Source organism: Pseudomonas sp. GW823-FHT06B06, from assembly GCF_058795195.1.
This window is the reverse complement of sequence record NZ_JBXAHO010000002.1, coordinates 113,243-131,191: the sequence shown is the minus strand read 5'-3', so window position 1 is coordinate 131,191 and position 17,949 is coordinate 113,243. Positions and strand designations below refer to the sequence as shown.

Annotated in this window: 18 protein-coding genes; 7 read left to right on the top strand and 11 right to left on the bottom strand. The window is 60.4% G+C overall.

Annotation, left to right across the window (positions count from 1 at the left end; genetic code table 11):
• Nucleotides 1-25: 25 nt before the first annotated feature.
• The 3 genes from AC1Q8Q_RS02275 to tldD all read left to right on the top strand — a co-directional run bounded on the left by AC1Q8Q_RS02275 (nt 26) and on the right by tldD (nt 6,298).
• Nucleotides 26-3,829 carry a YhdP family protein gene (locus tag AC1Q8Q_RS02275; protein WP_492614775.1) on the top strand — a complete coding sequence of 1,268 codons (3,804 nt, stop codon included), beginning with the start codon at nt 26-28 and terminating at the stop codon, nt 3,827-3,829.
• A gap of 159 nt (nt 3,830-3,988) precedes the next feature.
• Nucleotides 3,989-4,837 carry a carbon-nitrogen hydrolase family protein gene (locus AC1Q8Q_RS02270; RefSeq protein WP_020796633.1) on the top strand — a complete coding sequence of 283 codons (849 nt, stop codon included), beginning with the start codon at nt 3,989-3,991 and terminating at the stop codon, nt 4,835-4,837.
• 18 nt (nt 4,838-4,855) lie between these two features.
• Nucleotides 4,856-6,298, top strand: a complete 1,443-nt coding sequence (gene tldD, locus AC1Q8Q_RS02265; RefSeq protein WP_020796634.1) for a metalloprotease TldD — start codon at nt 4,856-4,858, stop codon at nt 6,296-6,298.
• Between the two features lie 105 nt (nt 6,299-6,403).
• Here tldD and yjgA read toward each other — a convergent pair whose 3' ends face one another.
• Complete coding sequence (gene yjgA / locus AC1Q8Q_RS02260) at nt 6,404-6,928, bottom strand: ribosome biogenesis factor YjgA (protein WP_008054354.1); 525 nt, start codon at nt 6,926-6,928, stop codon at nt 6,404-6,406.
• Nucleotides 6,929-7,036: 108 nt separating this feature from the next.
• Between yjgA and pmbA the strand changes: the two genes are divergently transcribed.
• Nucleotides 7,037-8,383 carry a metalloprotease PmbA gene (gene pmbA / locus AC1Q8Q_RS02255; RefSeq protein ID WP_020796635.1) on the top strand — a complete coding sequence of 449 codons (1,347 nt, stop codon included), beginning with the start codon at nt 7,037-7,039 and terminating at the stop codon, nt 8,381-8,383.
• A 181-nt stretch (nt 8,384-8,564) separates the two neighbouring features.
• Here pmbA and AC1Q8Q_RS02250 read toward each other — a convergent pair whose 3' ends face one another.
• The 10 genes from AC1Q8Q_RS02250 to AC1Q8Q_RS02205 form a co-directional block, all read right to left on the bottom strand.
• Nucleotides 8,565-8,840, bottom strand: a complete 276-nt coding sequence (locus AC1Q8Q_RS02250) for an HPr family phosphocarrier protein (RefSeq protein ID WP_179056747.1) — start codon at nt 8,838-8,840, stop codon at nt 8,565-8,567.
• A 15-nt stretch (nt 8,841-8,855) separates the two neighbouring features.
• Nucleotides 8,856-9,713, bottom strand: coding sequence for an RNase adapter RapZ (gene rapZ / locus AC1Q8Q_RS02245; RefSeq protein ID WP_020796638.1), 858 nt, complete (start codon nt 9,711-9,713; stop codon nt 8,856-8,858).
• A gap of 2 nt (nt 9,714-9,715) precedes the next feature.
• The gene (gene ptsN, locus AC1Q8Q_RS02240) at nt 9,716-10,180 is read right to left on the bottom strand and encodes a PTS IIA-like nitrogen regulatory protein PtsN (RefSeq protein ID WP_151140482.1); all 465 of its coding nucleotides are present in this window, start codon (nt 10,178-10,180) and stop codon (nt 9,716-9,718) included.
• A gap of 12 nt (nt 10,181-10,192) precedes the next feature.
• Nucleotides 10,193-10,501: a ribosome hibernation-promoting factor, HPF/YfiA family gene (gene hpf, locus AC1Q8Q_RS02235; RefSeq protein ID WP_020796640.1), complete on the bottom strand. Its 309-nt coding sequence runs from the start codon at nt 10,499-10,501 to the stop codon at nt 10,193-10,195.
• A gap of 75 nt (nt 10,502-10,576) precedes the next feature.
• Nucleotides 10,577-12,070 carry an RNA polymerase factor sigma-54 gene (locus AC1Q8Q_RS02230; RefSeq protein WP_033044849.1) on the bottom strand — a complete coding sequence of 498 codons (1,494 nt, stop codon included), beginning with the start codon at nt 12,068-12,070 and terminating at the stop codon, nt 10,577-10,579.
• 184 nt (nt 12,071-12,254) lie between these two features.
• A complete protein-coding gene (gene lptB, locus AC1Q8Q_RS02225; protein ID WP_008054366.1) occupies nt 12,255-12,980 on the bottom strand; it encodes an LPS export ABC transporter ATP-binding protein in 726 nt (241 codons plus the stop codon).
• Nucleotides 12,980-13,528 carry a lipopolysaccharide transport periplasmic protein LptA gene (gene lptA / locus AC1Q8Q_RS02220; protein WP_033044848.1) on the bottom strand — a complete coding sequence of 183 codons (549 nt, stop codon included), beginning with the start codon at nt 13,526-13,528 and terminating at the stop codon, nt 12,980-12,982. Before lptA ends, lptB begins: the two co-directional genes overlap by 1 nt.
• Nucleotides 13,515-14,087, bottom strand: coding sequence for an LPS export ABC transporter periplasmic protein LptC (gene lptC, locus AC1Q8Q_RS02215; protein WP_020796643.1), 573 nt, complete (start codon nt 14,085-14,087; stop codon nt 13,515-13,517). Before lptC ends, lptA begins: the two co-directional genes overlap by 14 nt.
• 8 nt (nt 14,088-14,095) lie before the next feature.
• On the bottom strand, nt 14,096-14,620 hold the full coding sequence (locus AC1Q8Q_RS02210; protein WP_020796644.1) for a KdsC family phosphatase: 525 nt from the start codon (nt 14,618-14,620) through the stop codon (nt 14,096-14,098).
• Nucleotides 14,620-15,594 carry a KpsF/GutQ family sugar-phosphate isomerase gene (locus AC1Q8Q_RS02205; RefSeq protein WP_020796645.1) on the bottom strand — a complete coding sequence of 325 codons (975 nt, stop codon included), beginning with the start codon at nt 15,592-15,594 and terminating at the stop codon, nt 14,620-14,622. Before AC1Q8Q_RS02205 ends, AC1Q8Q_RS02210 begins: the two co-directional genes overlap by 1 nt.
• A gap of 274 nt (nt 15,595-15,868) precedes the next feature.
• Between AC1Q8Q_RS02205 and AC1Q8Q_RS02200 the strand changes: the two genes are divergently transcribed.
• Genes AC1Q8Q_RS02200 through mlaD form a run of 3 tightly spaced genes read left to right on the top strand, consistent with a single transcriptional unit; the run spans nt 15,869 to nt 17,942 of the window.
• Complete coding sequence (locus AC1Q8Q_RS02200) at nt 15,869-16,678, top strand: ATP-binding cassette domain-containing protein (protein ID WP_020796646.1); 810 nt, start codon at nt 15,869-15,871, stop codon at nt 16,676-16,678.
• Nucleotides 16,678-17,475 (top strand): lipid asymmetry maintenance ABC transporter permease subunit MlaE, encoded by a 798-nt coding sequence (gene mlaE, locus AC1Q8Q_RS02195; RefSeq protein WP_020796647.1) that lies wholly within the window; start codon nt 16,678-16,680, stop codon nt 17,473-17,475. The genes AC1Q8Q_RS02200 and mlaE overlap by 1 nt, the downstream gene beginning before the upstream one ends.
• The gene (gene mlaD, locus AC1Q8Q_RS02190; RefSeq protein WP_008054374.1) at nt 17,475-17,942 is read left to right on the top strand and encodes an outer membrane lipid asymmetry maintenance protein MlaD; all 468 of its coding nucleotides are present in this window, start codon (nt 17,475-17,477) and stop codon (nt 17,940-17,942) included. The genes mlaE and mlaD overlap by 1 nt, the downstream gene beginning before the upstream one ends.
• The last annotated feature ends 7 nt before the right edge of the window (nt 17,943-17,949 follow it).

The following is a 17,949-nucleotide window of genomic DNA, read 5'->3' as shown; positions in this document are numbered from 1 at the left end:
ACTTTTGCCATGGGAGCCACCTGACATGGAGCGTCTGACACGCATATTGGCCGCACTGACCCGCTGGGGTCTGGGCCTGTGCGCGTTGGTTTTGGTGGTGATGGCGTTGTACGTCAGCCTGGGCCGGGAACTGGCGCCGTTGGTGGCCGAGTACCGTGGCGAAGTCGAAACCAAGGCCAGCGAGGCCTTGGGCATGCCCCTGCAAATCGGCGAGCTGAAAGGCAGCTGGAGTGGCTTCGCGCCCATTCTGTCGGCTCACGACGTGACCGTAGGCGAGGGGGCCAACGCCCTGCACCTGGAAAACGTGCGGGCTGTCCCGGACCTGTGGGAGAGTCTGCTGGCCCGCGAGGTGCGCATCGCCAATCTGGAACTCAATGGCCTGAAGATCAGCCTCAAGCAAGGCGATGACGGCGCGTGGGCGCTGGAAGGCTTGCCGGTCAAGGACGATCAGCCATTTGAGCCGGAGCAGCTACTCAATCGCATGCAAATGATCCAGCAACTGTCGGTACTCGACAGCCAGGTCACGTTGCAGCCTTGGGGAGAATCGCCGCTGACCCTGACGTACGTTGGCGCGACGCTGAAAACCGGCGCATCCCGCCAACGACTCGATGCCCGCTTGACCCTGCCCGATGGCCAGCCATTGGCCTTGAGTGTGCGTACCCGTATTCGAGCCAGCCAGTGGCAGGACGGCGAGGCGCAAGTCTATGTGAGCTTGCCGCAAAGCGACTGGTCGAAATGGTTGCCCGAAACCCTGACCCAGCAGTGGAATTTCTCCGAACTCAAGGCGGGTGGCGAGCTGTGGGCAACCTGGGGCAAAGGCGCCTTGCAAAGCGGCGCCGTGCGGTTGAATGCGCCGCAATTCAAAGGGGCCTATGCCGAACGCAAGCCGATCCAGATCAACAACCTGGCGCTTAACGGTTATTTCCAGCGCAGCGCCGAGGGCATGCTGGTAACGGTTGACTCCCTGGCCATGAACCTTGGCGAGACCCGCTGGGAATCACGACTGCAATTGAAGCAGGTCACGGCCTCGGACCAGACGCAAAACATCTGGCATCTGCAAGCCGACCGTCTCGACCTGACACCACTCACGCCGGTGCTCAACGCCCTGGCGCCATTGCCGGAAGGGGTCGCCACGGTGGTCGAGCGGCTCAAGGTCACCGGTGGGTTGCGCAACGTGCTGATCGACGTGAAGCCCAATGCCACCGATGACAGCCGGTTCAGCTTCGCAGCCAACCTTGATCGCGTCGGCTTTGACGCGTATCACGGTGCCCCAGCGGCACGTAATGTCACGGGCAGCATCAGCGGCGACCTTGGCCATGGCGAGTTGCGCATGGACAGCAAGGATTTCATGCTGCACCTGGACCCGATTTTCGCCAAGCCATGGCAATACATCCAGGCCAACGCGACCTTGACCTGGAAGCTCGACAAGGAAAGTTTCACGCTGATCGCGCCGTACCTGAAGGTGTTGGGCGAGGAAGGCAAGATTGCCGGCGACTTCTTGATCCGCCTGTTTTTCGATGAGGCACGGGAAGACTACATGGACCTGCGGGTTGGTCTGGTGGACGGCGACGGTCGCTACACCGCCAAATACCTGCCGACCGTCCTCAGCCCGACGCTGGACGAATGGCTGCGCACGGCGATTCTCAAAGGTGCGGTGGATCAGGGATTCTTCCAGTACCAAGGCTCGTTGAACCACGGCGCAGAGGAAACGGCACGCAGCATCAGCCTGTTTTTCAAGGTCCACGATGCCGAGCTGGCGTTCCAGCCTGGCTGGCCGCATGTCAGCAAGGTCACGGGTGACGTATTCGTTGAAGACAGTGGCGTACGGATTCTGGCCAGCAAGGGGCAATTGCTCGACACCCAGGTCCGCGATATCTACGTCAACATTCCCCATGTGCCCGCCGGGCAAAACAGTCACCTGTTTCTCGACGGTGCGTTCGCCGGTGGATTGGGTGATGGCCTGAAAATCCTCAAGGAAGCGCCGATAGGCACTGCCGAGACTTTCGCGGGTTGGGAAGGCGAGGGCGATCTGCAAGGCAAACTGAAGCTGGATATTCCGCTGGCCAAGGGCGAACAGCCCAAGATCCTGGTTGACTTCAAGACGGCAAAGGCCCGTTTGAAACTGCCCGAGCCCCCCCTCGAGCTGACTCAGCTCAAGGGTGACTTCCGTTTTGACAGCAGCAAAGGCTTGAGTGGGCAGAACATCAGTGCGCGCGCCTTCGATAAGCCGGTCACTGCGCAAATTTTCGCCGACGGTCGTGAAGGCAAGCTCAACACCCGGGTCACCGCTTCCGGGCAGGTCGAAGTCAAGAAGCTCAAGGATTGGCTGGGCGTGACCCAGCCGTTGCCAGTGAGTGGCGTTATCCCGTACCAACTGCAACTGACCCTGGATGGTGCCGATAGCCAATTGATGGTCAATTCCAGTCTCAAGGGTGTGGCGGTCGATCTGCCGGCGCCCTTTGGCCTGGCGGCGGATGTCGGGCGCGACACTTCGTTTCGCATGACCCTGCAAGGAGCGGAGCGGCGCTACTGGGCAAATTACGGGGAGCTGGCGAGCTTCACGTTTGCTGCACCGGCCGGCAATTTTGCCGGCGGTCGCGGTGAATTGTTTCTCGGCAATGGCACGGCCGCGCTGCCCGGGGCCAAGGGTTTGCGCATTCGTGGCGTGCTCTCGGAACTGGATGTCGGCCCCTGGCAGGACCTGGTGAGCAAGTATGCCGGCCAAGACCCCGGTGGCAACGCCAAGCAGTTGCTCAGCGGAGCGGACATCAAGGTCGGCAAGCTCAGCGCCTTGGGTACCACCCTGGATCAGGCGGTGGTGCAGCTGACGCGCAAACCGTCCTCGTGGGCCCTGCAACTCGACAGCCAGCAGGTCAAGGGCGCCGCCAGCATCCCCGATGCCAAGGCTGCGCCGATGGTGATCAACCTGCAAACGGTGCGCCTGCCCGCCCCGGACCCAAAGGTTCTGGCCGACGAAAACTCGCCGGATCCCCTGGCCTCGGTGGACCCGACCAAGATCCCGGCGTTGGATATCATCATCAATCAGTTGTATCAGGGCAACGACCTGGTGGGCGCCTGGTCGCTGAAGGTGCGTCCGACGGCCAGGGGTATCGCGCTCAACTCGCTGGACATGGGCCTCAAGGGCATGTTGTTGCAAGGCAGCGGCGGATGGGAAGGTCCACCTGGTGCCAGCACCAGTTGGTACAAGGGGCGGATCAGCGGCAAGAACCTGGCGGATGTCCTCAAGGGCTGGGGCTACGCGCCGAGCGTCACCAGCCAGGAATTTCACATGGATGTCGACGCCCGCTGGCCGGGCTCGCCGGCATGGATGGGGACCAAGCGTCTCTCTGGCACCCTCGATGCGTCGCTCAAGGAAGGCCAGTTTGTCGAGGTCGAAGGCAGTGCCCAGGCGTTGCGTGTATTTGGCCTGCTCAACTTCAACTCCATTGGCCGCCGCTTGCGCCTGGACTTCTCCGACCTGTTCGGCAAAGGCCTGAGCTATGACCGGGTCAAGGGCCTGCTGGTGGCGACCAACGGGGTGTACGTGACACGGGAGCCAATCCGCCTGACCGGTCCATCGAGCACCATTGAGCTCGACGGCACCCTGAATATGGTGGCCGATCAGATCGATGCGAAACTGCTGGTGACCCTGCCAGTGACCAACAACCTGCCCATCGCCGCGCTGATCGTCGGCGCACCGGCGATCGGTGGGGCACTGTTCCTGATCGACAAGTTGATCGGTGACCGTGTGGCGCGCTTCGCCAGCGTGAAGTACACCGTCAAGGGACCGTGGAAAGAACCGAAAATCACCTTCGACAAGGCTTTTTGACGCCATCCTCCAAACCTATGGAGTAGCATGGCCTTAACTCCACTGTAGGAGCTGCCGCAGGCTGCGATCTTTTGATCTTGATCTTAAAAGCAACATCAAAAGATCGCAGCCTGCGGCAGCTCCTACAGGTATGCGTTGGTATCCGATCAGGGAAAGGCCATGTCTGTAGCGGTAATTCAAATGGTCAGCCAGAGCGATGTGCTGGCCAACCTGGCCCGGGCGCGTCAGTTGCTGGAACAAGCGGCCGTGGGCGGTGCGAAATTGGCTGTGCTGCCGGAAAATTTCGCCGCCATGGGCCGGCGCGACATCGCCGACATCGGTCGCGCCGAGGCGTTGGGCGAAGGCCCGATCCTGCCCTGGTTGAAACAGACGGCCCGCGACCTCAAGTTATGGATTGTGGCGGGCACCTTGCCGTTGCCGCCGGTGGATCAACCGTCGGCCAAGGTGCATGCCTGCTCGTTGCTGGTTGACGACCAAGGCGAAACGGTCGCTCGCTACGACAAGCTGCACCTGTTTGACGTGGACGTGGCAGACAATCGCGGCCGTTATCGCGAATCCGATGACTATGCTTATGGCAGCGGGATAGTGGTTGCGGATACGCCGGTCGGCCGAGTCGGCCTGACGGTTTGTTATGACCTGCGCTTCCCGGAGCTCTACAGTGAATTGCGTGCTGCCGGCGCGGAACTGATTACCGCGCCGTCGGCTTTCACCGCCGTAACCGGCGCCGCGCACTGGGATGTGCTGATTCGTGCGCGAGCCATCGAAACCCAGTGTTATGTGCTCGCGGCCGCCCAGGGTGGAACGCATCCGGGGCCAAGGGAAACCTGGGGACACGCGGCAATCGTCGACCCATGGGGACGGGTGCTGGCACAACAGGGTCAAGGCGAGGCCGTGCTGCTGGCCGAACGCGATAGCAGCGAACAGGCGTCCATCCGGGCGCGGATGCCGGTGTCCAGTCACCGGCGCTTTTTCTCGCAGGGCGCCCAGCGGCCTGCCTCAGAACGATGAATTTAAGGCGTAAAGCATATGAGCGAGTTGTTGTCCTCAGTCAGTGAGCACCTCCTGGCACCCGGTGGCGTAACGATCGAAAGCCTGCAAGGTGTGCTTGGCGACCTGGCCGGCCCTGGCATCGATGCCGCCGACCTGTATTTCCAGGGGCAGATTTCCGAGTCCTGGGCGCTGGAAGACGGCATCGTCAAGGAAGGCAGCTTCAACCTCGACCAAGGGGTTGGTGTTCGCGCGCAATCCGGTGAGAAGACCGGTTTTGCCTACAGCAATGCCATCACCCTGGAAGCCTTGGGCGCGGCTGCCCGAGCCGCCCGGTCGATCTCCCGGGCCGGACAGAATGGCACCGTGCAAGCGTTCACCACCCAGGATGTGGCGCAGTTGTACGGGCCGGACAATCCGCTGGAAGTGCTGACCCGTGCCGAGAAAGTCGACCTGCTCAAGCGCATCGATGCCGCCACCCGTGCCCTTGATCCGCGTATCCAGCAAGTCACCGTGAGCATGGCCGGGGTCTGGGAGCGGATCCTGGTGGCGTCCACCGATGGCGGCCTGGCGGCGGATGTCCGGCCACTGGTGCGCTTCAACGTCAGTGTGATCGTCGAACAGAACGGCCGTCGCGAACGCGGTGGTCACGGCGGTGGCGGGCGTACCGATTACCGTTATTTCCTGGCTGAAGATCGCGCCATGGGTTATGCCCGTGAAGCGTTGCGCCAGGCGCTGGTCAACCTGGAAGCCATTCCGGCGCCGGCCGGAACCTTGCCGGTGGTGCTGGGCTCCGGCTGGTCGGGCGTGCTGCTGCATGAAGCGGTCGGCCACGGCCTGGAAGGCGACTTCAACCGCAAGGGCAGTTCGGCCTACAGCGGGCGCATGGGCGAGATGGTGGCGTCCAAGCTGTGCACCATCGTCGATGATGGCACCTTGGCCGGTCGTCGTGGCTCCTTGAGCGTTGACGACGAAGGCACGCCAACCGAGTGCACCACACTGATCGAAAACGGCGTACTCAAGGGCTACATGCAGGACAAGCTCAACGCCCGCCTGATGGGCGTAGCCCGCACCGGTAACGGTCGTCGCGAATCTTACGCGCACCTGCCGATGCCGCGCATGACCAACACCTACATGCTGGCCGGCGAAAGCGACCCGCAAGAAATCATCGCGTCGGTGAAGCGCGGCATCTACTGCGCCAACCTCGGCGGCGGCCAGGTGGACATCACCAGCGGCAAGTTCGTGTTCTCCACCAGCGAGGCGTACCTGATCGAAGACGGCAAGATCACCGCCCCGGTCAAAGGCGCGACGTTGATCGGCAACGGCCCGGAGGCCATGAGCAAGGTGTCGATGGTCGGCAATGACTTGGCGCTGGACAGCGGTGTGGGGACGTGTGGCAAGGATGGTCAGTCGGTGCCGGTGGGTGTCGGCCAGCCAACGCTGAAGATTGATGCGATCACCGTGGGTGGCACGGGCGCTTAGGCACATACATCCCCCTGTAGGAGCTGCCGCAGGCTGCGATCTTTTGCTTTTTAAAAGATCAAAAGATCGCAGCCTGCGGCAGCTCCTACAGGGGATGGACGAGAATCAACGCAGACCGCGTTGAGTTTCGTCCAGCTCACGGATGTACTTGAAGATTTTACGGCTGGATGCAGGAGGCTTGTTTTGCGCAACCTCGTGCTGCGCCTGACGGATCAGGGAACGCAATTGCTGGCGGTCCGCGTCCGGGTAGTCGACGACGAATTTTTCCAGTACGGCATCGTCGCCGGCGATCAGGCGATCGCGCCAACGTTCCAGGTTATGGAAGCGTTCGTTGTACTGGCGAGTGGAGGCATCGAGTTGATCGAGCAAAACCAGAATTGCGTCAGTGTCCTGATCGCGCATCAGTTTGCCGATGAACTGCAGGTGCCGTTTACGCGCGATGTTCGCGGTGTGCTTGGGCGCATCGGCCAGGGCCCGGCGCAAGGCGTCGGTCAACGGCAGTTTTGCCAGCAAGTCAGGCTTGAGCGTTGTAAGGCGCTCGCCGAGGTCAACCAGAGCATGCAGCTCGCGTTTAACCTGGGATTTGCTTTTTTCTCCCGTATCGAGGGAGTCGTCGTAAGAATCAACCATGGTGGCCGTCCGCAAAGAAACGCCGCCATGATAACCAGTCGGGGGCCGCTTGTCCGGCCCGGTCGCTCGATGACCGTTACCGAAAGCAGAATTTGAGTGGAGAACAGCATGAGTGCAGTTGAAAGCGTCGGCCCACAAGCGTTGCCGGCACTGCAAGAACAAGTCGAGCAAATCATCGCTGAAGCCAAGCGACAGGGCGCCAGTGCCTGTGAAGTGGCGGTGTCCCTTGAGCAGGGCCTGTCGACCACCGTTCGCCAGCGCGAAGTCGAAACCGTCGAGTTCAACCGCGACCAGGGTTTTGGCATCACCTTGTATGTCGGTCAGCGCAAGGGCTCGGCCAGTACGTCGGCCAGTGGGCCAGAGGCGATTCGCGAAACCGTTGCCGCTGCCCTGGCTATCGCCAAGCACACCTCTGAAGACGAAGCCTCGGGCCTGGCGGATGCCGCGCTGATGGCCAGGGATGTTCAGGACTTCGATTTGTTCCACCAATGGGACATTACCCCGGAACAGGCGATTGAGCAGGCGCTGGCCTGTGAGGCCGCAGCGTTTGCCGCCGACAGCCGGATCAGCAATGCCGATGGCACCACCCTGAGCACGCATCAGGGCTGCCGCGTCTACGGCAACAGCCACGGGTTTATCGGCGGTTATGCGTCGACCCGGCACAGTTTGAGTTGCGTGATGATCGCCGAGGCTGATGGCCAGATGCAGCGCGATTACTGGTATGACGTGAACCGCCAGGGCAATCTGCTGGCGGACCCGGTGAGCATCGGCCAGCGTGCTGCGCAACGCGCCGCAAGCCGTCTGGGTGCGCGTCCGGTGCCGACCTGTGAAGTGCCGGTACTGTTCTCCGCGGAACTGGCCGGCGGCTTGTTCGGCAGTTTCCTCTCGGCGATTTCCGGTGGCAGCCTGTACCGTAAATCCTCGTTCCTCGAAGGTACGCTGGGGCAGAAGCTGTTTCCGGAATGGCTGACCATCGACGAGCGGCCGCACCTGATGCGGGCCATGGGCAGTGCAGCGTTCGATGGGGATGGCCTGGCAACCTACGCCAAGCCGTTTGTCGAAAAGGGCGAGTTGGTGTCCTACATCCTCGGCACCTACTCAGGCCGCAAGCTTGGCATGCCGAGCACCGCCAATGCGGGTGGCGTGCACAACCTGTTCGTTACCCATGGCGATGAGGACCAGGCTGCCCTGCTGCGTCGTATGGGGCGCGGCCTGCTGGTCACCGAATTGATGGGCCAAGGCCTGAACATGGTCACCGGTGATTACTCCCGTGGAGCGGCGGGTTATTGGGTCGAGAACGGCGAAATCCAGTTCGCGGTCCAGGAAGTGACCATCGCCGGCAACATGCGAGACATGTTCAAGCAGATCGTTGCCGTGGGCAATGACCTGGAACTGCGCAGCAACATTCGAACGGGCTCGGTGTTGATCGAGCGGATGACGGTGGCGGGCAGCTAAGCTTCGCCCGTTGGACAAAAAGGCGCGCCACCCATTGGGTGGCGCGCCTTTTTTGTCGGGCTTTGGCAAAACCTGTGGTAGCTGGCTTACCAGCGATGGCGCCAGAAAGATCATCCTGATGTTCAAGGCCGCCTTCGCCAGCAAGCCCCGGCTCGAGCCGGGTTCGGACGGTCCTTGACCTTTACTCGCCTTCGTCGAAGTAGTTATTGATCAACGCCACCAGCGCATCCAGCGCTTCCTGTTCCTGCTCGCCTTCGGTGCTCAGATAAATCCTGGTGCCCTTGCCAGCGGCCAGCATCATCATTGCCATGATGCTTTTACCATCGATGGTGGTTTCTGGCGTGCGTCCTACCCTGATCGTGCAATCCTTGAATTGACCGGCAACCCCAACGAATTTTGCCGAAGCGCGGGCATGCAGGCCCAGCTTGTTGATGATTTCGATTTCCAGAGCAGGCATCGCGGTGTAAATCCTTTAGCTGAGGTCGCGGTGGCGAACCTGGACATTCTTCAGGGATTGCTGCAGGACCTGGCCAAGACGTTCAGTCAGGTAGACGGAGCGGTGATGGCCGCCGGTGCAGCCAATGGCTATGGTGACATAGGCACGGTTGCTGGCGGCAAAGCGTGGCAGCCATTTGAGCAAGTAGGTAGAAATGTCCTGGAACATTTCCTCGACATCGGGTTGCGCAGCCAGGTACTCGGCCACCGGTTGGTCGAGCCCGGACTGCTCGCGCAGTTCCGGCTTCCAGTAAGGGTTGGGTAGGCATCGCACATCGAATACCAGGTCGGCGTCGACCGGCATACCACGCTTGAACCCGAACGACTCCACGAGAAACGCCGTACCGGGTTCCGGTTGGTTTAGCAGGCGCAGCTTGATGGTATCGCGCAGTTGATACAAATTCAGACTGGTGGTGTTGAGCTTGAGATCGGCAAGGTCGGCAATCGGACCGAGCAGGGTGGTCTCGTCGTTGATCGCTTCGGCCAGCGAGCGGTTGGCGTTGCTCAGCGGGTGACGCCGACGGGTTTCCGAGAAACGTTTGAGCAGGGTTTCTTCGTCGGCATCCAGGTACAGGACATCGCACTGGATGTGGCGACTGCGCACTTCTGCCAGTAACTCGGGGAACCGCGACAAGTGGCTTGGCAGGTTGCGAGCATCGATGGACACGGCAACCAGTGGCTGTGCCAGTTCGGTGTGTATCAGCGCTCGCTCGGCCAGTTCAGGCAGCAACCCGGCAGGCAGGTTGTCAATGCAGTAGTAGCCGTTGTCCTCGAGGACGTCGAGGGCGGTACTTTTACCTGAGCCGGAGCGGCCGCTGACGATGATCAAGCGCATGATTACTGCCCGTTCTGCTCGTCCAGGACAACCTGATACAAGGCTTGATTGCTCGCAGCGTTGCGCAGTTTGTCGCGCACGTCCTTGCGGTCGAGCATGCTGGCAATCTGGCGCAACAACTCAAGGTGCGCATCGGTAGCGGCTTGCGGGACCAGTAGCACGAACAACAGGTCAACCGGAGCGCCGTCGATGGCGTCGAAATCGATAGGGGCGTCCAGGTGCATCAAGGCACTGATGGGCGCATCACAGCCCTTTAGACGGCAGTGGGGAATGGCGATGCCATTACCAAAGCCGGTGGAGCCGAGTTTTTCACGGGCGACCAGGCTCTCGAAAACATCCTGCATGGCCAGATCCGGCACTTCGCGATGGATGAGGTTGGCAATTTGCTCGAGGGCTTTCTTTTTACTGCCGCCCGGCACGTTCACCAGGGAACGGCCGGGGGTCAGGATGCTTTCAAGTCGGATCATGGGTTGGGAGTGTTAACGACCCGTAGCGCCCTGGAGGAGGCTCTGAGTCTTTTCCTTATGCTTTTTGAGTTGTTTATCCAGCTTGTCGGTCAGTGCGTCGATTGCCGCGTACATATCGGTATGTTCCGCGTTGGCGACGACCTCATTGCCGGGTATATGCAGCGTGGCTTCGATTTTCTGCTTCAACTTTTCGACGCACATCGTGACTTGCACGTTGGTGATCTTGTCGAAATGCCCCTCGAGCTTCTTGAACTTGAGCTCGACGTATTCACGCAGGGGCTTGGTCACTTCCAGTTGGTGTCCACTGATGTTGACTTGCATACAGCTTCTCCTTCGTTGCCAGTGCATAAAGCGGCAGATCCAGATGATCTGCCACTGGAACGCTGTGGCGTGGCCCTACATCAACCGCTTGCGTTCGCTCGAAGGCGCGATCCCGAGGGATTCGCGGTACTTGGCGACGGTGCGGCGAGCCACCTGAATGCCTTGTGCCTCCAGTAAACCAGCGATCTTGCTGTCACTCAACGGCTTTTTCTGATTTTCCGCCGCCACCAGTTTTTTGATGATCGCGCGAATCGCCGTGGACGAGCATTCTCCGCCCTCGGAGGTGCTGACGTGACTGGAGAAAAAGTATTTCAGTTCATAAATGCCCCGAGGGGTATGCATGAATTTCTGCGTGGTAACCCGCGAAATCGTCGACTCATGCATGCCGACCGCTTCGGCGATGTCATGCAGGACCAATGGCTTCATGGCTTCGTCGCCATACTCCAGGAAGCCGCGCTGATGCTCGACGATCTGCGTGGCCACTTTCATCAGGGTTTCGTTGCGGCTTTGCAGGCTCTTGATGAACCAGCGGGCTTCCTGCAGTTGATTGCGCATGAAGGTGTTGTCGGCGCTGGTGTCGGCACGACGAACGAAGCCCGCATACTGGGCGTTGACCCTCAGGCGGGGCACCGACTCCTGGTTGAGCTCCACCAGCCAGCGTTCGTTATCCTTGCGCACGATCACGTCCGGAACCACGTATTCGGCTTCGGTCGACTCGATTTGCGAGCCCGGGCGCGGGTTGAGGCTCTGGACCAGCTCGATCACCTGGCGCAGCTCATCTTCCTTGAGCTTCATGCGGCGCATCAGCTGGCTGTAGTCGCGGCTGCCGAGCAAGTCGATATAGTCAGTGACCAGGCGCTTGGCTTCGGCCAGCCAAGGCGTCTTGGCGGGCAGTTGGCGCAATTGCAACAGCAGGCATTCACCCAGGTTGCGTGCGCCGATGCCGGCAGGTTCGAATTGCTGGATGCGGTGCAGGACGGCTTCGATTTCGTCCAGTTCGATGTCCAGTTCCGGATCGAAGGCTTCGAGGATTTCCTCCAGCGTCTCGTCCAGGTAGCCCTGGTTGTTGATGCAGTCGATCAGGGTCACGGCGATCAGGCGATCGGTGTCGGACATCGGTGCCAGGTTCAATTGCCACAGCAGGTGGCTTTGCAGGCTCTCGCCGGCTGATGTGCGGGTGGTGAAATCCCACTCGTCGTCATCGTTGCTCGGCAGGCTGCTGGCGCTGGTCTGGTAGACGTCTTCCCAGGCGGTGTCGACAGGCAGTTCGTTGGGAATGCGCTCGTTCCAGTCGCCTTCCTCGATATTATCGACGGTCGTGGCGCTTTCCTGGTAGGAGGGTTCCTGGGTGTCGGTACTGGGTTTGTGTTCGGCGTTGTCGGCCAGCGGGTCGGAATTGTCGAAGTCGTCGCCTTCTTCCTGGCGCTCGAGCATCGGATTGGACTCCAGGGCCTCCTGGATTTCCTGTTGCAGGTCCAGGGTCGACAATTGGAGCAGGCGGATGGCCTGTTGCAGCTGCGGTGTCATCGTCAGCTGCTGGCCCATTCTCAAGACTAGCGATGGTTTCATGGCAGGGGCTTAACACCTTATTCGCCGGCGCACATGCGCCATCCACTACAGGGCGCCGGAGCGCCAAACATAAGCAAATTATATGCCCGAAACCGCGGCGTTTGCCTAGAGCGCTGTAACAATAAAAAAAGGTTGATTTTTTATTGCGCCAAGCGCTCTGCCGACTCGCCGGACACCGCGATGCTTACAGGCGGAATTCATGCCCCAGGTACACTTCTTTCACCAGGTCATTGGCCAGGATGGTTTCAGCGTCGCCTTCGGCGATCAGTTGACCATCGTTGACAATATAGGCGGTTTCGCAGATATCCAGGGTTTCGCGGACGTTGTGGTCGGTGATCAGTACGCCGATGCCCTTGGCCTTGAGGTGGTGGATGATCTGCTTGATGTCACCCACGGAGATCGGGTCAACGCCGGCGAACGGTTCGTCGAGCAGGATGAATTTCGGGTTGGTGGCCAGTGCCCGGGCGATTTCCACGCGACGGCGTTCGCCACCGGACAGGCTCATGCCGAGGTTGTCGCGGATGTGGCTGATGTGGAACTCCTGCAGCAGGCTTTCCAGTTCCTTGCGGCGACCGGCCTTGTCGAGTTCCTTGCGGGTCTCGAGGATGGCCATGATGTTGTCGGCCACGGAGAGTTTGCGGAAGATCGACGCTTCTTGCGGCAGATAACCGATACCCGCCTTGGCACGACCGTGCATCGGCTGGTGGCTGACATCGAGGTCATCAATCAGCACGCGCCCCTGATCAGCCTGTACCAGGCCGACGATCATGTAGAAGCAGGTGGTCTTGCCGGCGCCGTTGGGGCCGAGCAGGCCGACGATCTGGCCGCTGTCGATGGACAGGCTGACGTCTCGCACGACCTGGCGGCTCTTGTAGCTCTTGGCCAGGTGCTGGGCTTTCAGAGTTGCCATTAAGGGGCCTTTTGCTCGTCGGTTTTCTTTTTCGGCTGGATCACCATGTCGATGCGCGGACGCGACTCGGTCACCTTGCTGCCCGTTGCGCGACCGGCGCTGGCCAGCTTTTTCTCGGTGTCATAGACGATTTTCTCGCCTTGAGTGACGTTGCTGTCCTTGTCGATGACCTTGGCGCGGTCGATCAGCACGACACGATTTTGCTTGGCGAGGTACTGGATGGTCACGCCCCATCCCTGCACGGGCTTGGTGTCGCCTGCGGTCTGCAGTTGCTCGAAGTAGGCCAGGTTACCCACCGAGGTCACCACGTCGACGTCGCCATCGGGGGCGCGGGTCATGGTCACCTTGTTGCCCTTGACAATGATCGAGCCCTGGGTGATGACCACATCGCCCGTATAGGTGGCCACACCGTTCTTGTCGTCCAGTTGGGCGTCGTCGGCCTGGATGCGGATGGGTTGCTGCTGATCGTCCGGCAGAGCCCAGGCGCTCACGCTTCCCAGTGCTGCGCCCAGACTGAGCAAAATAGGGAGGGTTTTAACGAGCCTCATACTGTCCTCTTACGTTCGATAGCAGGTGTATCCTGCTTTCTTTCAAATACGCCTTCATGCCGACACCAGTCGATACACCGCCAGCGCCGTCGATTCTAACGGGTTGCTGGGTCTGCGCATATTGCTGCTGCGGGAACACGGTCATGCGAGTACTGGTGATCAGGGTGTCGCGGTTCTTTTCGTCGGTACGCTTGACGCGCACGTTGTCGATCAGTTCGACCTCGGTCCCGCCGGAGTTCACCTCACCGTGATCGCTGGTCACATGCCACGGAAAATCAGTGCCGCGGTACATGTTCAGGTCGGGTTTGGTCACCAGCGTGATGTCGGTTGCCTTGACGTGCTCGGCTTTTTCCGACGTCATTTCGTATTGCACCTTGCCGTCTTCGAGGTACTGCAAGGTGTGAGTGTTGGTCGCGTACCAGTCGATCGGGCTTTCTTCAGTCTTGGCCGGTGGCTTGTCGAGAAAGCGTTCCGGGCTGATGTTCCAGTAGCCGACCGCGGCGAAAATCGCCACGATGCAACTGACCACCAATGTCTTGCGAACTTTTTTGCTGAACATGATTTGGCTCACAGGTACGCGGCATTGGCCGCATCGAGGCGGCCCTGGGCGCGCAGGATCAATTCGCAGAACTCGCGGGCAGCACCTTCGCCGCCACGGGCCAGGGTGATGCCATGTGCGTGTTCGCGCACGAAGCTGGCGGCGTTGGCCACTGCCATGCCCAGGCCGACGCGGCGGATCACCGGCAGGTCCGGCAGGTCGTCACCGAGGTAGGCGACCTGTTCATAGCTTAGGCCGAGTTGCGCAAGAAGCTCGTCGAGTACCACCAGTTTGTCTTCGCGGCCCTGGTACAGGTGGGGAATGCCGAGGTTCTTCGCGCGTCGTTCGACTACCGGGGTTTTGCGGCCGCTGATGATCGCGGTCTGTACGCCGGCGGCCATCAGCATCTTGATGCCCTGGCCGTCGAGGGTGTTGAACGTCTTGAATTCGCTACCGTCTTCGAGGAAGTACAGGCGCCCGTCGGTCAGGACGCCGTCGACGTCGAACACCGCCAGTTTGATCTGTTGGCCGCGTTGCAGCAGGTCCGTGCTCATTACATTACTCCCGCACGCAGCAAGTCGTGCATGTTCAGGGCACCGACCGGGCGATCTTCGCTGTCGACCACGACCAGCGCGTTGATTTTGTGATCTTCCATTATTTTCAGGGCCTCGGCGGCGAGCATTTCGGAACGGGCCGTCTTGCCATGGGCCGTCATGACCTGATCAATAGTGGCGGTGTGGATGTCGATGCTGCGGTCCAGCGTGCGGCGTAAATCACCATCGGTGAAGATCCCGGCCAGCTTGCCGTCGGCCTCCATTATCACGGTCATGCCCAGGCCCTTGCGGGTCATTTCCATCAGCGCATCCTTGAGCAGGGTGCCGCGTTGTACCTGCGGCAGCTCTTGCCCGGCGTGCATGACGTCTTCCACTTTCAGCAGCAGGCGTCGGCCCAGCGCACCGCCCGGATGGGAAAAGGCGAAATCCTCAGCGGTAAAACCGCGAGCTTCCAGCAGCGCGACGGCGAGGGCGTCACCCATGACCAGTGCCGCGGTCGTCGACGAGGTGGGCGCCAGGTTCAATGGGCAGGCCTCGTGGTCGACCTGTACATTCAGGTTGACCTCTGCCGCCTTGGCCAGCGGCGAGTCGGGCTTGCCCGTCATGCTGATCAGCTGGATGCCCAGGCGCTTGATCAGCGGCAGCAGGGTGATGATTTCATTGGTCGAGCCGGAGTTCGACAGTGCCAGGATGATGTCATCACGGGTAATCATGCCCATGTCGCCATGGCTGGCTTCGGCCGGGTGCACGAAAAAGGCCGTGGTACCGGTACTGGCCAGGGTGGCGGCGATCTTGTTGCCGATGTGCCCCGATTTGCCCATGCCGACCACGACGACGCGGCCTTTGCTGGCCAGAATCATTTCGCAGGCGCGCACGAAATCCTTGTCGATACGGGGCAGCAAGCTTTTTACGGCTTCCAGTTCGAGGCGAATGGTGCGTTGTGCTGACTTGATCAGGTCGCTGGATTGGCTCATTTTGAAAATGTTTGGCCTGATGAAAAGGCGGCGATTATAGCCGGTATGGTTGAAACCCTCACGCAAGTTCGTTGCCCATCGTCATCTGTTGTTACCGAATCCCCTCTAGATGGAGCTTTCTGGCTGTCATGTCGCTGAACATGGTCTGGCATTGGCCTTGGGCGCGTGACGCTTGCAGTGATATAGTTCGCCGCCAGTTCGGCCCGCCCAGGAGTATGTGCTTTTGTCAGGAAGCCCGGCGTCCGAGTGTGAGGCTGCATCGCAAGGAGTTTAGATGAGTGCCGATAACGCCTACGCGGTCGAGCTGAAGGGACTGACCTTCAAGCGCGGTGCGCGCAGCATTTTCAATAACATTGATATCCGCATCCCGCGCGGCAAGGTCACCGGCATCATGGGGCCTTCCGGGTGTGGCAAGACCACGCTATTGCGCTTGATGGGCGCGCAGTTGCGGCCTGCCAGTGGCGAAGTATGGGTCAATGGTCAGAACCTGCCGGCGTTGTCGCGCAGTGATCTGTTCGATGCACGCAAGCACATGGGTGTGCTGTTTCAGAGTGGCGCACTGTTTACCGACCTCGATGTCTTCGAGAACGTCGCGTTTCCGTTGCGCGTTCACACCGAGCTGCCCGAAGAAATGATCCGCGACATCGTCCTGCTCAAATTGCAGGCCGTGGGATTGCGCGGTGCGATCGACCTGATGCCCGACGAACTGTCCGGCGGCATGAAGCGTCGTGTCGCACTGGCGCGGGCGATTGCGCTCGATCCGCAGATTCTCATGTATGACGAGCCCTTCGTCGGCCAGGACCCCATTGCCATGGGCGTGCTGGTGCGCCTGATCCGCTTGCTCAACGATGCGCTGGGCATTACCAGTATCGTGGTTTCCCATGACCTGGCCGAAACCGCCAGCATCGCCGACTACATCTATGTCGTGGGCGACGGGCAGGTGTTGGGGCAGGGCTCGCCCGACGAGCTGATGAACTCGGACGATCCGCGTATCCGTCAATTCATGACAGGCGAGCCCGACGGTCCGGTCCCCTATCACTTTCCAGCGACGGATTACCGCGCAGATCTCCTGGGGAAGCGTTGATGCGCAAGATTTCACTTTTGGAAAGGGTGCGCCGGTTCGGCCAGGGCGGCATCGACGTGCTGGCGGTGTTCGGGCGCTCTTCGCTGTTTCTGTTTCACGCACTGCTGGGGCGTGGTGGCATCGGTGGCGGGTTTGGCCTGCTGGTCAAGCAACTGCATTCGGTGGGCGTGATGTCCCTGGTGATCATCGTGGTCTCCGGGATATTCATCGGCATGGTGCTGGCGCTGCAAGGCTTCAACATCCTGTCCAGCTACGGTTCGGAGCAGGCGGTGGGGCAGATGGTGGCGCTGACGCTGCTGCGTGAGTTGGGGCCGGTGGTCACGGCATTGCTGTTCGCCGGGCGTGCCGGTTCGGCACTGACCGCGGAAATCGGCAACATGAAGTCCACCGAACAGCTCTCCAGCCTGGAGATGATCGGGGTGGACCCGCTCAAGTACATCATTGCCCCGCGCCTGTGGGCCGGCTTCATTTCCTTGCCGGTGCTGGCGATGATCTTCAGCGTGGTGGGTATCTGGGGCGGTTCCTGGGTGGCCGTCGACTGGCTGGGCGTGTATGAAGGCTCCTACTGGTCGAACATGCAGAACAGCGTGACCTTTGTCGACGATGTGCTCAACGGCATCATCAAAAGCATTGTCTTCGCCTTTGTCGTGACCTGGATCGCCGTATTCCAAGGCTATGACTGTGAACCCACTTCAGAGGGGATCAGTCGTGCCACTACCAAGACCGTGGTGTATGCCTCTTTGGCTGTGCTCGGCCTGGACTTTATTCTGACCGCCTTGATGTTTGGAGATTTCTGATGCAAAACCGCACCCTGGAAATCGGTGTCGGCCTTTTCTTGCTGGCTGGCATCCTGGCTTTGCTGTTGCTGGCGTTGCGGGTCAGTGGACTGTCCCCGAGCCCGAGCACCGAAACCTATAAACTTTATGCGTATTTCGACAATATCGCCGGTTTGACTGTCAGAGCTAAAGTGACCATGGCCGGTGTGACCATCGGCAAGGTCACGGCAATCGATCTGGATCGCGACAGTTTCACCGGTCGGGTAACCATGCAACTGGAGAAGCGCGTAGATAACCTACCGGCAGATTCCACTGCATCTATCCTGACCGCTGGCCTGTTGGGCGAGAAGTACATCGGCATCAGTGTGGGCGGGGAAGAGGCTCTGCTCAAGGATGGCGGGACCATCCACGACACCCAGTCGTCGCTGGTGCTCGAGGACCTGATCGGTAAATTCCTGCTCAATACCGTTAGCAAAGACGCCAAATGAGGAGCTT

Bases quoted from the DNA above. Each gene is read 5' to 3' on its own strand.
- pmbA (WP_020796635.1), top strand. From the start codon at position 7,037: ATGAGTGCAGTTGAAAGCGTCGGCCCACAAGCGTTGCCGGCACTGCAA.
- hpf (WP_020796640.1), bottom strand. From the start codon at position 10,501: ATGCAAGTCAACATCAGTGGACACCAACTGGAAGTGACCAAGCCCCTG.
- mlaE (WP_020796647.1), top strand. From the start codon at position 16,678: ATGCGCAAGATTTCACTTTTGGAAAGGGTGCGCCGGTTCGGCCAGGGC.
- mlaD (WP_008054374.1), top strand. From the start codon at position 17,475: ATGCAAAACCGCACCCTGGAAATCGGTGTCGGCCTTTTCTTGCTGGCT.
- AC1Q8Q_RS02210 (WP_020796644.1), bottom strand. From the start codon at position 14,620: ATGAGCACGGACCTGCTGCAACGCGGCCAACAGATCAAACTGGCGGTG.
- AC1Q8Q_RS02205 (WP_020796645.1), bottom strand. From the start codon at position 15,594: ATGAGCCAATCCAGCGACCTGATCAAGTCAGCACAACGCACCATTCGC.
- AC1Q8Q_RS02230 (WP_033044849.1), bottom strand. From the start codon at position 12,070: ATGAAACCATCGCTAGTCTTGAGAATGGGCCAGCAGCTGACGATGACA.
- AC1Q8Q_RS02250 (WP_179056747.1), bottom strand. From the start codon at position 8,840: ATGCCTGCTCTGGAAATCGAAATCATCAACAAGCTGGGCCTGCATGCC.
- ptsN (WP_151140482.1), bottom strand. From the start codon at position 10,180: ATGATCCGACTTGAAAGCATCCTGACCCCCGGCCGTTCCCTGGTGAAC.
- yjgA (WP_008054354.1), bottom strand. From the start codon at position 6,928: ATGGTTGATTCTTACGACGACTCCCTCGATACGGGAGAAAAAAGCAAA.
- AC1Q8Q_RS02275 (WP_492614775.1), top strand. From the start codon at position 26: ATGGAGCGTCTGACACGCATATTGGCCGCACTGACCCGCTGGGGTCTG.
- rapZ (WP_020796638.1), bottom strand. From the start codon at position 9,713: ATGCGCTTGATCATCGTCAGCGGCCGCTCCGGCTCAGGTAAAAGTACC.
- lptA (WP_033044848.1), bottom strand. From the start codon at position 13,528: ATGAGGCTCGTTAAAACCCTCCCTATTTTGCTCAGTCTGGGCGCAGCA.
- lptC (WP_020796643.1), bottom strand. From the start codon at position 14,087: ATGTTCAGCAAAAAAGTTCGCAAGACATTGGTGGTCAGTTGCATCGTG.
- lptB (WP_008054366.1), bottom strand. From the start codon at position 12,980: ATGGCAACTCTGAAAGCCCAGCACCTGGCCAAGAGCTACAAGAGCCGC.
- AC1Q8Q_RS02200 (WP_020796646.1), top strand. From the start codon at position 15,869: ATGAGTGCCGATAACGCCTACGCGGTCGAGCTGAAGGGACTGACCTTC.
- tldD (WP_020796634.1), top strand. From the start codon at position 4,856: ATGAGCGAGTTGTTGTCCTCAGTCAGTGAGCACCTCCTGGCACCCGGT.
- AC1Q8Q_RS02270 (WP_020796633.1), top strand. From the start codon at position 3,989: ATGTCTGTAGCGGTAATTCAAATGGTCAGCCAGAGCGATGTGCTGGCC.